At 34.0% G+C, this 14265-nt stretch carries 12 protein-coding genes; 7 read left to right on the top strand and 5 right to left on the bottom strand.

Annotated features, from left to right (window positions below):
- Positions 1 to 52 precede the first annotated feature (52 nt).
- A complete protein-coding gene (pepT, locus tag ACTG3Y_RS04560; RefSeq protein ID WP_439151736.1) occupies positions 53 to 1291 on the bottom strand; it encodes a peptidase T in 1239 nt (412 codons plus the stop codon).
- A gap of 115 nt (positions 1292 to 1406) precedes the next feature.
- On the opposite strand from pepT, the gene ACTG3Y_RS04555 reads away from it, so the two are divergent.
- A complete protein-coding gene (locus ACTG3Y_RS04555; RefSeq protein WP_439151735.1) occupies positions 1407 to 2429 on the top strand; it encodes a quinone-dependent dihydroorotate dehydrogenase in 1023 nt (340 codons plus the stop codon).
- A 40-nt stretch (positions 2430 to 2469) separates the two neighbouring features.
- Here ACTG3Y_RS04555 and ACTG3Y_RS04550 read toward each other — a convergent pair whose 3' ends face one another.
- Positions 2470 to 4203, bottom strand: coding sequence for a T9SS type A sorting domain-containing protein (locus ACTG3Y_RS04550; RefSeq protein ID WP_439151734.1), 1734 nt, complete (start codon positions 4201 to 4203; stop codon positions 2470 to 2472).
- Positions 4204 to 4391: 188 nt separating this feature from the next.
- Here ACTG3Y_RS04550 and ACTG3Y_RS04545 point away from each other — a divergent pair, with 188 nt between their 5' ends.
- A complete protein-coding gene (locus ACTG3Y_RS04545) occupies positions 4392 to 5009 on the top strand; it encodes a LysE family translocator (protein ID WP_439151733.1) in 618 nt (205 codons plus the stop codon).
- 36 nt (positions 5010 to 5045) lie between these two features.
- The gene (locus ACTG3Y_RS04540; protein WP_439151732.1) at positions 5046 to 5909 is read left to right on the top strand and encodes a hydroxymethylglutaryl-CoA lyase; all 864 of its coding nucleotides are present in this window, start codon (positions 5046 to 5048) and stop codon (positions 5907 to 5909) included.
- A 60-nt stretch (positions 5910 to 5969) separates the two neighbouring features.
- On the opposite strand, the gene ACTG3Y_RS04535 is transcribed toward ACTG3Y_RS04540, so the two are convergent.
- Positions 5970 to 8201, bottom strand: coding sequence for a TonB-dependent receptor family protein (locus ACTG3Y_RS04535; RefSeq protein WP_439151731.1), 2232 nt, complete (start codon positions 8199 to 8201; stop codon positions 5970 to 5972).
- Between the two features lie 229 nt (positions 8202 to 8430).
- Here ACTG3Y_RS04535 and guaB point away from each other — a divergent pair, with 229 nt between their 5' ends.
- The 4 genes from guaB (at position 8431) to ACTG3Y_RS04515 (ending at position 13438) form a co-directional block, all read left to right on the top strand.
- Complete coding sequence (gene guaB / locus ACTG3Y_RS04530; RefSeq protein WP_439151762.1) at positions 8431 to 9900, top strand: IMP dehydrogenase; 1470 nt, start codon at positions 8431 to 8433, stop codon at positions 9898 to 9900.
- Positions 9901 to 10186: 286 nt separating this feature from the next.
- On the top strand, positions 10187 to 11662 hold the full coding sequence (gene crtD, locus ACTG3Y_RS04525; RefSeq protein WP_439151730.1) for a 1-hydroxycarotenoid 3,4-desaturase CrtD: 1476 nt from the start codon (positions 10187 to 10189) through the stop codon (positions 11660 to 11662).
- Entirely contained in the window at positions 11663 to 12298 is a 636-nt protein-coding gene (locus tag ACTG3Y_RS04520) for a carotenoid biosynthesis protein (protein ID WP_439151729.1), read from the top strand.
- Positions 12299 to 13438, top strand: coding sequence for a lycopene cyclase family protein (locus ACTG3Y_RS04515; protein ID WP_439151728.1), 1140 nt, complete (start codon positions 12299 to 12301; stop codon positions 13436 to 13438).
- Here the strand turns inward: ACTG3Y_RS04515 and ACTG3Y_RS04510 are convergent, their stop codons facing one another.
- The gene (locus ACTG3Y_RS04510; protein WP_439151727.1) at positions 13439 to 13675 is read right to left on the bottom strand and encodes a hypothetical protein; all 237 of its coding nucleotides are present in this window, start codon (positions 13673 to 13675) and stop codon (positions 13439 to 13441) included. It abuts the gene before it with no gap.
- Positions 13668 to 14123, bottom strand: a complete 456-nt coding sequence (locus ACTG3Y_RS04505; RefSeq protein ID WP_439151726.1) for an SRPBCC family protein — start codon at positions 14121 to 14123, stop codon at positions 13668 to 13670. Before ACTG3Y_RS04505 ends, ACTG3Y_RS04510 begins: the two co-directional genes overlap by 8 nt.
- Between the last annotated feature and the right edge of the window lie 142 nt (positions 14124 to 14265).

Below are 14265 nucleotides of genomic sequence, written 5' to 3'. Positions count from 1 at the left end.
TTTTTTCAATATTAGCTAATGGAATCTATTTAAAAATGTTTTTAAATGTATTTCACTTTTTTATAGCCGTCAACTCAGCAATCTTACAAATCACTTCTATGGCTTTCTGCATACTCTCTACTGGTACATATTCGTAACGACCATGGAAGTTATGACCACCTGCAAATATATTAGGACAGGGTAAACCCATGTAAGATAGTTGAGAACCATCGGTTCCGCCTCTAATTGGTTTAATTAGTGGTGATATGCCTAGCGATTTCATAGCTTCTTCGGCAATATCTACAATATGCATTACTGGCTCAACCCTTTCTTTCATGTTATAGTATTGGTCTTTGAGTTCAATCTCAAAAACTTCAGATTCAAACTTTGAGTTAAGATCGGATACTATCTTTTCCATTAAGGCTTTTCTAGCTTCAAACTTGTCTTTGTCATGGTCTCTTATAATATATTTTAAAACAGTTTCCTCAACTTTTCCATCCAAGGTATGTAAGTGGAAAAAACCTTCGTAACCTTCAGTATGCTCTGGTGTTTCCATTTTTGGCAAGGCATTGATGAATTCAGTAGCATAGTACATGGAATTTATCATTTTACCCTTGGCATAACCAGGATGCACAATTTTTCCTTTGACTTTAATCGTAGCTCCAGCAGCATTAAAGTTTTCATATTCTAGTTCACCAATCTGACTTCCATCCATAGTATAAGCCCAATCTGCGCCAAATTTTTCAACATCAAATTTATGGGCACCACGTCCAATTTCTTCATCTGGAGTAAAACCAATTTTAATGTCTCCATGTTTAATCTCAGGGTGATTTATTAGGTATTCCATAGCCGAAACTATTTCTGTGATACCTGCTTTATCATCAGCGCCTAACAGTGTAGTGCCATCTGTAGTAATTAATGTCTGTCCTTTGTAAAGTAATAAATCTTCAAAATAATTTGGGGACAAAATTATATTCTGTGTTTCATTAAGAACAATATCTTTGCCATTGTAGTTTTCTATGATTTGTGGATTCACATTGGCACCAGTAAAATCTGGGGACGTATCAAAATGTGAAATAAACCCTATTGTTGGCACATCGTGGTTTACATTACTTGGTAACGTCGCCATGATATAGGCATTATCATCAATACTGACATCGCTTAATCCGATAACTTTTAATTCTTCGGCTAATTTATTGGCTAAATTCCATTGTTTTGCAGTACTTGGTGTGCTTTCCGAATTAGGATCAGACTCAGTATCTATAGTAATATAGCTAATAAAACGATTGATAATATGTTGTTTTGAAATCATAATTGTTGAGGTATATAGCTCAAAAATAATCAAGACTCGTTTAAAGGACAAGTCTCAAACACTTTCTTTTTATTTGATATGAATTGGTTTATTTTTGCACAGCAAAACCGCGACTATGTATAAATCTATAATAAGACCAATATTATTTTCTTTTGATCCTGAAAAAGTCCATCATTTTACATTCTCTTTAATTCGATTTATGTCTAAAATACCTGGTATTAAAGGCCTTTTCAAACAAATGTATTTGGTTGAAGATACTAAGCTTCATCGTGAATTATTTGGTTTAACATTTAATAATCCGGTCGGTCTTGCAGCAGGTTTTGATAAAGACGCCAAGTTATATAATGAGCTTTCAAATTTTGGATTCGGATTTATAGAAATAGGAACGTTAACACCAAAACCTCAGGAAGGAAATCCAAAAAAGCGATTATTTAGACTAAAGGAAGATGCCGCAATTATAAATAGAATGGGTTTTAACAATGGTGGAGTAGTTGAAGCTGTTGAACGACTCAAAAAGAATAAAGGTGTTTTGATTGGAGGAAATATTGGCAAGAATAAGGTGACTCCAAATGAAAATGCGGTTAATGATTATGAAATCTGTTTTAATGCATTATTTGAGTATGTTGATTATTTTGTGGTTAATGTGAGTTCTCCAAACACACCAAATTTAAGAGCATTACAAGATAAAGAACCCTTAACTGAATTATTGAAGGCGTTACAAGTCCTAAACTTTAAGAAATCTAAAACAAAACCTATTCTTTTAAAAATTGCACCTGACCTAACGGATGAGCAATTGCTAGATATCATTGATATAGTTTCTGAAACAAAAATCGATGGTGTGATTGCTACCAACACTACAATTTTAAGAGAAGGTTTAAAGAGTAGTAATAAGAATGAAATGGGTGGACTAAGTGGCAAGCCATTAACGCATCGTTCTACAGAGGTGATTAGATTTTTAGCAGAGAAGAGTCATAAGGCGTTTCCAATAATTGGCGTAGGAGGTATTAATACTGCAGAGGACGCTTTGGAAAAATTAGAAGCTGGCGCAGACCTAGTACAGCTTTATACTGGCTTTATTTACGAAGGCCCTAAACTTATAAAAGAAATAAATAAAGCACTATTAAAAAAGGCACAGTAATTTAATTTACGGAGCCCATTTCATGTTATTGTTTAAAATCTTAATTCTTCACAAAGGATAATACCTGATTAGAATTTCCTCTTGTTAACTTAATAAAGTATAAACCGTCATTAAAACTTTCTATATTCACATTTAAATCGTTCTCATTTTGCACGGTGGATCGTTTTAAAACTTGACCTAGCGTATTGTAGACCTCATAAGAATCTGGTAAGGATTGTGCTTTTACCGTTATTATACTAGACGAAGGATTTGGATATAAGGCTATAGCTTCTGTACTAAATGAATCTACACTTAAGATACCGCTGTAAAAGTTGTTTGTGGTACCAAATTGAAAATCGCCATCTGTGGCAAATAACGTATTGTCATCAGCTCTTAATTCGTAATAACCATCTCCTGAGAAACAACATATACCATCGCCATAACTATCGTTTATTACAAACGTGTAACATAAATTAGGGTCTATTGTAAATGTGGCATTTTTAATTGTAAAATCGTCAATACCTTCAATATAAGGACCTTCAGAATCAATAACATCACCATTTGCATCTAGAAATTGCCATGATGTTTCTGCAGGCCAATCATCTAGCTGTAGCGTTAATTCTATAGTAGATGTGCTTATTTCTTGTGCGCCAACATCAATATACTCAGCTTTAACTTTATTAATGTTAGTAGTTCCGTTTGATACGGTAAGTGCTACATCATACTCACCAGCACTGTTGTATGTATGTGTAACGTTTTGTGTAGTATAATCAATGATATCATCTCCGTCCACATCCCAAGACCAACCAGTTGCACCAACACTATTATCTGTGAAATTTACAGTTAAACTAGCTTCACAACTCTCGGTTTCATCAGCTACAAAATCTGCACTAAAACTAGGGCATGCCATACTACTTCTTGATACTTGATAGACTGCATTAATTCTGGCATACTGCTGTGGAGAAAATAATGTTCTACATACCTTACGTGAGTAAGACATTAAATTCAAAGGATCTGGTTGATATAATTCATTATTGGCATCTTGCAAAAATCCAAAATACTGACATGATAGATTTACATTAAAAGTTCCTAATTTCGGGTCTGCAGGTGTATCACAAATACCATCACCAGTTGTGTCACAATTAGAACCATCAACTAATTCTTCAGTAGAACCAGTGACATTGCTATTACCATGTGTGTGTGATAATGCGAAAAAGTGACCCATTTCGTGTGATAGTGTACTTCCATTTGTCGCACAGCTATTCGCCATTAAAATGGTTTCAGGTCCACCAGGAAAATAAGCATATCCGCAAAGCCCTCCACCTGAACCATTCACTATAGAATTCGCAAAATAAATATTGATTACACCAGCAACATTATGTATTCCGGTCATAGACGCTTCATCACTAGTTTCATAATCATACCATGCATCACTATTAATATAGTTGATACCATCACAAAGGAAAAACTCAATCCCAGCATTAACGTAAATACCATTCATTATTGCCATGGCTTGATCAAGTTCAGTAGCAGTTAATCCTCCTGCACCAGAAGTCGTTCTAATAATATGTGCTTTAACAGGTACAGAACTCATAACTGTAGAATTTCTGCCAGCAATCATATCGTTTAAGAATTGTTGTTCGTAAACCTTGACTTGTTCTTTAATAGAATCATAGTATCGTTGTGCTTCTGGAGTCATTTCGAAACCACATTCTTCTATTTGTGCAAATACTGTTGTAAACGCTAATGCAAAGGCAAAAACTTGGTATTGCTTTATTACTTTTATTAAGTTCATCTTCTGAGGATTAAAAATCATAGCTCCCTAAAATATAAATTTTAGATAAAACTATCTACTTTTAATCGTTGAAATACATATTAAAGTAAAACATTTCGTACGATACTACATTGTAAATGCGGTTATGATATCAAATGAATGGACAAAATTATTCTGTTTTTAGTGTATTTTAGCACAAAGTTTTAAACTTGAATTTAGAGATTCTTATATCATTTGCGTTAGCAACATCCGCTTTGGCTATTTCGCCTGGTCCAGACAATATTTATGTTTTAGTACAAAGTATAACCAATGGAAAATCATTTGGTTTAGCAACTGTTTGTGGTTTAATTACGGGTTGTATTATACATACAACGTTTCTAGCCTTTGGGGTTTCAGCAATCATAAAAGCGAACGAGCATCTGTTTACAGGTATCAAAATATTAGGAGCAATTTATTTGATTTACTTAGCTTTTAAAGTTTATAAATCGGACTCAATCATAAATTTAAATGATAATAGCCCTCAAAAAAAAAGCTTGAAAGGTCTATTCATTCAAGGCTTTTTTATGAATGTGCTTAATCCTAAAGTCACTATGTTTTTTCTTGCCTTTTTCCCAGGATTTCTCTTTAGTGATACTATGAGTACTGTTATTCAGTTTTATATTCTTGGTGGTATTTTTATGCTGGTGTCGTTTATAATATTTGCGGCTATTGCATTATTGGCTGGTCAAATTAAGTCCTATACACTTAGTCATAAGAACTCTGGTGTAATATTTAAATGGCTTCAAATAGTTGTGTTTGTTGGTATTGCGATTTTCATTTTATTGTGAGGTTAAAAACCGTATTTAACTCTTATCTTTGAGGCAATGAATGCAACTGTAAAACTCATAGAATGTCCAAGAGATGCCATGCAAGGTATTAAGGCATTTATTCCAACTGAGAAAAAAGTACAGTACATTCAATCGTTACTTAGAGTTGGTTTTGATACCATAGATTTTGGCAGTTTTGTCTCACCAAAAGCCATTCCTCAAATGGTAGATACAGCTGAAGTTTTAGCTCAGCTCGATTTAAGCAATACTATTAGTAAACTGCTCGCTATTATTGCAAACACGCGTGGTGCAAATGATGCATCCAAACATGAGCAAATAGACTACTTAGGTTTTCCATTTTCGATTTCTGAAAACTTTCAAATGCGAAACACGCATAAAACTATTGCACAATCCGTGGTGACACTTTCAGAGATTTTAGAAATTGCTGATAAAGTAAATAAGAAAGTTGTTGTTTATATTTCAATGGGCTTTGGTAATCCGTATGGTGATCCATGGAATGTAGATATTGTTGGTGAGTGGACCGAACGCTTATCAAAAATGGGAGTTGGTATTTTATCGCTTAGTGATACTATTGGAAGTTCCGATCCAGAAAACATCGATGATTTATTTTCTAATTTAATACCAAAGTATCCAAACATAGAATTCGGTGCACATTTACATACCACACCATCAACCTGGTTTGAAAAAATAGATACAGCCTACAAAGCAGGATGCCGACGTTTTGATGGAGCTATTCAAGGATTTGGCGGTTGCCCAATGGCTAAAGATGAATTGACCGGTAATATGCCAACAGAAAAGATGTTGTCTTATTTTACCCAAAAGAAAGCACATGACCTTAATGCGATGAGCTTTGAAAGTGCCTATAACGAAGCTACTAAAGTATTTACTACATATCACTAAACGAAAAAAGCACTACTAAAATAGAAGTAACGCTTTTTCCAACCAATCAATCACTTAAATTTAAAATCTGAACTCTAATCCTAAGTTAGCACCAAAAGGATGCCCTGGACGTAAACCAGCTGGTACTCTTGATACAGCATAGACTTCGTCTAGCATATTTATAATATTTCCAGTAAAGCTTAAATTTTTTGAAACGTGATACTTAGCAGAAAAATCAATAATAAAGTTTGAGGCTACCAATTCATCATTCGGAATATCTCCAGAACCAGCTAAAGTTCTAAACTCTCCATTATAGCGTCCGCTTAAGTTCAACTCATATTTACTGTGCTCTAACGATAACATTACATTGAATTGATGCATAGGAATATAAGGTAACTGATCACCTTCATTTACGTCTCCCCAAATACCTTCATTACTTCCAAAGCTGTTTAAGAATACAGTATTCGTAAAGGTGTATCCAAAAGTTACTGGTAATTTAAAATCAGAATTATTAGATAATAACTCATAATTTAAAAGTAATTCTAGTCCACTAACAGCAACTTCACCTGCATTAAATTGATCCAAAGATCCTGTTCCACCAGTAGCCGCTAGGTCACTTCCTAATAAATTACTGTAATCGTTGTAAAAAACAACAAGTTCACCTCGTAGTTGTCCAATAGTAAAACGAGAACCTAATTCATAGTTTATACTTTCCTCTGGCTTTTCACCTTCCTCACTACCAGGAGGTGAAAATCCTTTATGTACTCCACCAAAGACAGCTATGTTATCTGAAAAGGCATAATTAAAACCAATTCCCGGAATAAAAATATCAACTTCATTTTCTCTAAACGCTAAATCACTTCCTGTTCTATTTGGGTCATCACTCCCAAAGTTTTCACGTTGAAGTAGTATATTTTCATAGCGCAAACCTGGTGTAAGCGTTAAGTTGTTATATTTTAACTTATACATGGTATATGCTGCAAATGCCTTTGCACTGCTAATGCGGTTGCCTTGTGCTCCCCTTGGACCTAAAGAAGTTCTTGACATCTCTTGATCAATTATACTATAACCATCTTCCCATTGAAAACGGTCTTCTTCGTCGTAATGGTATCGCAGACCAACTTCAATATCATGAAACGTATTGTCACCATACCAATGATAATCTAATTTGGTTTGAATGCCTTTGGAATAGTATACGCGATTATTCGCTTTTAGTAACAGTGCATCTGAAGCCGAATCAACATCTCCGCGCACAATTGCCATGTGGTTTTCAAATTGTATTGGATTATTAACCACATTAGCAATACCTTGTTTATCTCCATTGAAAACAACATCATCAAGTTTAAACCAATTTCGAGAAAACTTGTTGTAATAACCATTTGTGGTGATTCTAAAGTTTTTGCTAAAATCTATAGTATGCGTTAACATCAACTGAATCTGCTCAGCTGTCATTCTATCATCTTGTGACGATGCATATCTGCTGTATGGTGAAGATTCGAAATCATTTTCAGTTAGTCCTAAATAGGTTTCGTTAGAGCGCTCATCGTAATAATGAAACTTCGCTTCCAAAGCTTGTTTTAACTTCGCATCAGGATTTGTGTTAACTCTAAACTTGGCAGTAAATTCATTAATGTCAAAACCAGTATTACTATTGTCTGGTAAGTTTTTAAAACCATTAGATCCAAAATTGAGGTATTCAACCATGTAGCCAATATTCTTCTTACTATCTCCAATTCGTGCTAATACTTGTTGCGTGTCAAAAGCACCGTAGCTGGCTCTAATTTCACCATTTAATTTATCAGGAATCTGAGCAGAGATCATATTAATGGCACCACCAGTGGTAAAAGGGCCGAATTGTACCTGACTACTTCCTTTTAATATTTCTACGGCTTGCATTCTACCTACAGAAGGAAAGTAGTACGCAGCTGGTGCACTATATGGGGCCGGTGCGATAAGCACACCATCTTCCATTAATGATATTTTTGCACTACGTTGTGGTGACGTTCCTCTCAAACTTATGTTTGGTCGTAAACCAAATCCATCTTCTTCATAAAATGTTACACCAGGTACAGATTGTAGAGCACGATTAATATCTGTGTAACTGAATTTTTTAAGCTCTTCTGGAGATAAATAATACGCAGAACCCGTTCTGTTTTTCGCTACATATTTATTACCAAAAATGTAGTTGGTGTTGATGATGACTTCATCAAGGTTTTGAATTGAATCTTTTAGTTTTTTGTTCTTTTTTTCTTGTGCTTGTAGCATTATTGAAATGCTCAATGCTAGTAATGATAGGGCAATTCTAGTATTCATTTATTTAGATCTATTAAAAATAAATTTGATTTCAGCGTGCAAATTTAGATTCAAATTATTTTTTTTCAAAGTTTATTTAGAATAAATAAAAATAAAATTTATAGAAAATTGATTCTTAATAAGTTGTGATTTATAAAATTATTAATGGTGCTTTTTAATTAATGTTCCTTAATTATTTTCAATCTTAAAAAAGACGTATCTTTGCATGCAATTACATCTTAATTGTAACATGACAGCACACGAAAACAAAATCTTGGGTGAAGGCCTTACCTACGATGACGTCCTATTAGTTCCAGCATTTTCTGAAGTTCTTCCGCGCGAAGTTAATATTCAAACAAAATTTACCCGAAATATTACTATCAACATTCCTGTAGTTTCTGCAGCAATGGATACAGTAACCGAAAGTAAAATGGCCATTGCTATGGCGCAAGAAGGTGGTATTGGTGTATTACACAAAAATATGACCATAGAGCAACAAGCTTGGAAAGTGCGCCAAGTGAAACGTGCTGAAAGCGGAATGATCATAGATCCTGTAACGCTTCCTATGACTGCTGTCGTTGCTGATGCAAAAAATGCAATGCGAGAGCACAGCATAGGTGGCATACCTATTGTGGATAACCACGGTATTCTTAAAGGTATTGTTACCAATAGGGATTTAAGATTTGAACATGATAATGATAGAGCTATTTTTGACGTAATGACCAAAGATAATTTGGTAACTGCTCCAAAAGGGACATCATTAAAAGATGCAGAGGCCATACTACAAGAAAATAAAATAGAAAAATTATTAATTGTTGAAGGCGATAAACTCGCTGGGTTAATTACGTTTAGAGATATAACTAAAGTTACTCAAAAACCAATTGCGAATAAAGATACTTACGGAAGATTGCGCGTAGCAGCTGCTATCGGAGTGACTGTAGATGCTGTTGAGAGAGCAGAAGCACTAGTGAAAGCTGGTGTTGATGCTGTTGTTATTGATACAGCTCATGGACATACTAAAGGTGTGGTTTCTATTTTAAAAGAGATTAAACAAAAATTCCCAAGTTTAGAAGTAATAGTAGGTAATATTGCTACAGGAGAAGCTGCCAAATATTTGGTAGAAGCTGGTGCTGATGCTGTTAAAGTTGGCATTGGACCTGGTTCTATCTGCACGACACGCGTAGTAGCTGGTGTCGGATTTCCACAGTTTTCTGCTGTATTAGAAGTGGCTGCGGCTATAAAAGGAACGGGAGTACCAGTAATTGCAGATGGTGGTATTCGTTATACAGGTGATATCCCAAAAGCCATTGCAGCTGGTGCAGATACGGTTATGTTAGGGTCACTTTTAGCAGGTACTAAGGAAAGTCCAGGCGAAACTATTATCTACGAAGGACGAAAATTTAAGTCTTACCGTGGCATGGGCTCCGTAGAAGCTATGAAGCAAGGCAGTAAAGACAGGTATTTTCAAGATGTTGAGGATGATATTAAAAAATTAGTACCAGAAGGAATAGTAGGTCGTGTCCCGTACAAAGGCGAGTTGGTAGAGAGTATACATCAATTTGTAGGTGGATTAAGAGCTGGTATGGGCTATTGTGGTGCAAAAGATGTAGAGACTTTAAAGGAAACAGGTCGTTTTGTTAAAATTACATCTAGTGGTATTAATGAAAGTCATCCGCACGATGTAACGATTACTAAGGAAGCTCCTAATTATTCTAGGTGAATTCTTTAAACGTAAGCAGGAGACCAATATTATAAGCAAAAAACAACATCTAATTGATGTTGTTTTTTTATGGAATTGATTCTGAGTTCATTAACTATGATGATATGTGTCTCTTTTAATGACTTTTAACATTAGTTAAAGAAATTAGCTGAAAATTTTTACAAAGTTAAACACTACAACTTTTGTAGAGTCTACTGTTTTTTAAATCTACACATAGGAAAAAATCCTTACAAAATGTTAATATGTGTGATTCAAAATCTGCATTCTACTTATCTTTGTAATGCTAATGAAAAACAAAAATATAGTTATTGTTGGTTCAGGCATTGCTGGATTAGCCACTTCAATTCGTCTAAGAACTCAAGGACATCATGTAAGCGTTTATGAGGCTAACGCTCATCCTGGTGGGAAATTGACCGCGTTTTCTAAACAAGGCTACCGCTTTGATATGGGACCGTCACTATTTACCATGCCACAATATGTTGAAGAACTTTTTGACTTAGCCAACAAACCTGTTTCAAATTATTTTGAATACAAGAAAAAGGATGTGGTTTGTAATTATTTTTATGAGGATGGCACTCAGTTTTCGGCATTGGCGGATATCAATAGATTTGCAGAACAAGCCTCAAAAACTTTCAGTGTCAAAGAGTCCGTACTTCTTGAGTATTTAGAAAAAAGTAAAAGAAAGTACGATTTAACATCGTCTTTATTTTTAGAAAAATCGCTTCATAAAACCTCGACGTATTTATCTAAAGATACATTAAAAGCCTTGTTTAATGTAGGTTCATTAGATATCAATACGACGCTAGATAAATATAATTCAAATGTATTTAAAGATCATCGTTTAGTTCAGTTTTATAACAGATTTGCAACGTATAACGGTTCGTCACCATTCCAAACACCTGGTATTATGTCTATGATACCGCATTTAGAACAGTATTATGGAACATACTTTCCAAAAGGCGGTATGCACTCTATAACAGAAAGTTTGTTTCAATTGGCTAAGGATATTGGAGTGGACTTTTATTTTAATAAAAAAGTAGATGAAATTGTAACAGACCATAAAAAAGTAACAGGCGTTAGGATAGGTAAAGACATTGTTAATGCAGATATTGTTGTGTCTAACTCTGATGTTGTGCCAACCTACAGACGTCTATTATCAAAGCATAAAGCTCCAGAAAATATATTGCAACAGCCAAGAAGTAGTTCTGCTCTGATATTTTATTGGGGAATTAAAAAAGAATTTCCAGAATTAGATTTACATAACATATTCTTTTCAAAGGATTACGAGACAGAGTTTGATTATATTTTCAACAAGAAAGACGTTCACTCAGACCCAACTGTATATATCAATATTACTTCTAAAGATGAGCCTGATGATGCGCCTGAAGGCTGCGAGAATTGGTTTGTAATGATTAATGTTCCTAGTAATACTGGTCAAGATTGGGATAAAATTATTGAGGATGCTCGTAAACACATAAAAACAAAGTTAAGCAGACTTCTTAACACTAAAATTGATTCGTTAATTGAATATGAAAGTATATTAGATCCACGATCAATAGAATCTAAAACGCAAAGTTATCAAGGAGCACTTTATGGTGCGTCAAGTAATAATAAATTTGCTGCCTTTTTAAGGCATCCTAATTTTAAAAACTCAATAAAGAGTCTATATTTCTGTGGAGGTAGTGTACATCCTGGTGGTGGTATACCATTATGCTTATTATCAGGTAAAATTGTTTCAGAATTAATTGAAAAATCCAGCTAAATGGTAGATAAAAAATTCATTAGGTACTTCTCAATATTCTTGATTTGGTTATTTTCTGTTTCAGGTATCATTGGTATTTTATCGCCAGAGTATACAGATTGGTTTCTGACTAAGACACCATTTAATTTGATGTTAACCTTTTTAATTCTACTGGCTAATATAGCAGAGTTTAAATGGACATTGACAGTTGCTGTTGCTATACCATTCTTTTTAGGTTTTATTACGGAAGCTTTAGGTGTGAATTATGGATTAATATTTGGTAACTATTCTTATGGAGAAAACCTTGGCTATAAAATCTTTGGTGTACCGGTAATAATATGTGTCAATTGGGCTTTGTTAACAATGGCTACAGCAGACGTGGCGAAAATAGTCACTAAAAACATTATTCTATCATCTTTATTAGGAGCTGCTTTAATGACTGGTCTAGATTTTATCATAGAGGTTTCCGCACCACGTTTTGATTTTTGGGAATTTGAGCATGGAGTAATTCCACTTCAAAATTATATAGGTTGGTTAGCGACAGCATTTGTAGCACATTTAGGATATCAATCCTTTAAAATAAAAACAAATAAAATTATCTCTTTACATGTATTAATTTCAATTATTGTATTTTTTGCAGTGTTTTTATTCTTTTAAATGATTCATAAAGATTATATAATTGTTGGTGCTGGTGCCTCAGGTTTGATGCTGGCTTATAGAATGTCTCAAGACACTTTCTTCAGTAATAAATCGATTTTGATTATTGATAAAGAGCAAGACAAAGGTAATGACAGAACCTGGTGCTTTTGGGAGGAAGGATCAGGTGAGTGGGATCATTTATTGTATAAATACTGGTCAAAAATTTACTTTGGGAGTGATGCCTATTCTAGAACTATAGATATTTCTGACTATAGTTACAAAATGATACGTAGCGAATCATTTTATAAGCAGTTGTGGGGAGTTATTTCATCTAAATCTAATATAGAATTTAGAAAGGAAAGTGTAGTTTCAGTAAATGAACAACAAGATGGCGCTGAAGTCATAACCTCTACTAACACCTTTAGAGCGAATAAAGTGTTTAATAGCATACCTAATGCTAAACTATATAATCTGCAGAAAAAATACCCTGTTCTACAGCAACATTTTATTGGATGGTTTATTAAAACAAAACAAGAGGTATTTGATGATTCGGTGGCAACCTTTATGGATTTTACTGTAAAACAAAAAGAGAATACGCGTTTTATGTATGTCTTGCCAATTGATAAAACAACTGCGCTCTTTGAATACACGCTTTTTTCTAAAGATCTACTGCAGACATCAGACTATGAAGAGGCCATAAAGCTTTATTTAGTAGAAAAAGGAATTACGGATTACGAGATTATTGAAAAAGAAAAAGGATCTATACCGATGACTTCTTATGAGTTTTCAAAGCATAACTCTGAACATGTGCTGAATATTGGAACAGCTGGTGGATGGACCAAAGCGAGTACTGGATATACCTTTAGAAATACCACCAAGAAAACAAAAATATTGGTTGATTTCTTGAAAAATAATAATGATTTATCAAAATTTGATAAGGCAACAAAATTTAGGCTTTATGATATGTTGTTTTTAGATGTATTGGCAAATCATAATGAAAAAGGCGCCAAACTGTTTAGCTCTTTATTTAAAAAAGCCAAAACAAAAACCATATTTAGATTTCTGGATGAAGAGTCTAGTTTCTTAGAAGATCTAAAAATTATAACTTCGGTGCCACCAAAGGATTTCACTCTGGCATTATTAAAGCGACTTTTTTAGCTATGTTGAATATACCTGACCTCTATGCGGTTTTAAAGCATCTCGTATAGGCTTCATTTCAGATTCATCAACAACTAAATAAGCTAAACTATGCATGTCGCTTAGCGTTTCTACATCTATAATGTTTATATCTAATTGATTTGCAAGTACGTATTCCTTAAGGTGAATAACGTGATGCTCTGCTGTTTTTAAACTTGCAGGTCCTCTAAAATCCCAAATAAGTTTAAGTCTACGCATTAGCTGCAGATTTTCCGTTTTCTACAAAAATCTTAAAGTTGGTCATAAATTTTTTGGTTTGCTTTTTAAAAGCTCTTGGCATTAAAAACAACATTGCGCTCATGGCAAAAGTAGTAGGCTGAAACTCATTTTCAGACACCCATTTGGTATGGCCATTATCAGTGCTTTTAAAATAGTTTTGCTGTATATTTTGCATGCCTTTGGTATTAAATGTGGCATGGAATTCATTTGGGAAATTTCTTTTTGTAATGGTTTCTATCAATTCCATTTTTCGATTCCCAAAGTCATAATTCAATTTCATTTTTGCACCAAATTCTCCAGGAGTGCCAGAAATATGTTCTGTACTTACCAATCCTTCTTGCCAGTGTTTCATGTTTTCAATAGAATCCATTTTTTTGGCAACTTCAGTAATAGGTTTTTCTATAACAATTTCAATGGTATATCTCATTCTGGTACAAATTGTGATTAAAGATAGAAAAAGGATATATAATATCTCAAACAAATCGACGTTTTACCGATTTAGTTGCTATTGTAAAAAATGTTGACTATTTAAACGTTTGATTATTGTAGGCTATGTTCTTAGCCAAAAT

It is taken from the genome of Winogradskyella sp. (genome assembly GCF_965656915.1).
Lineage (GTDB): Bacteria > Bacteroidota > Bacteroidia > Flavobacteriales > Flavobacteriaceae > Winogradskyella.
This window is presented reverse-complemented; position numbering and strand designations above follow the sequence as displayed.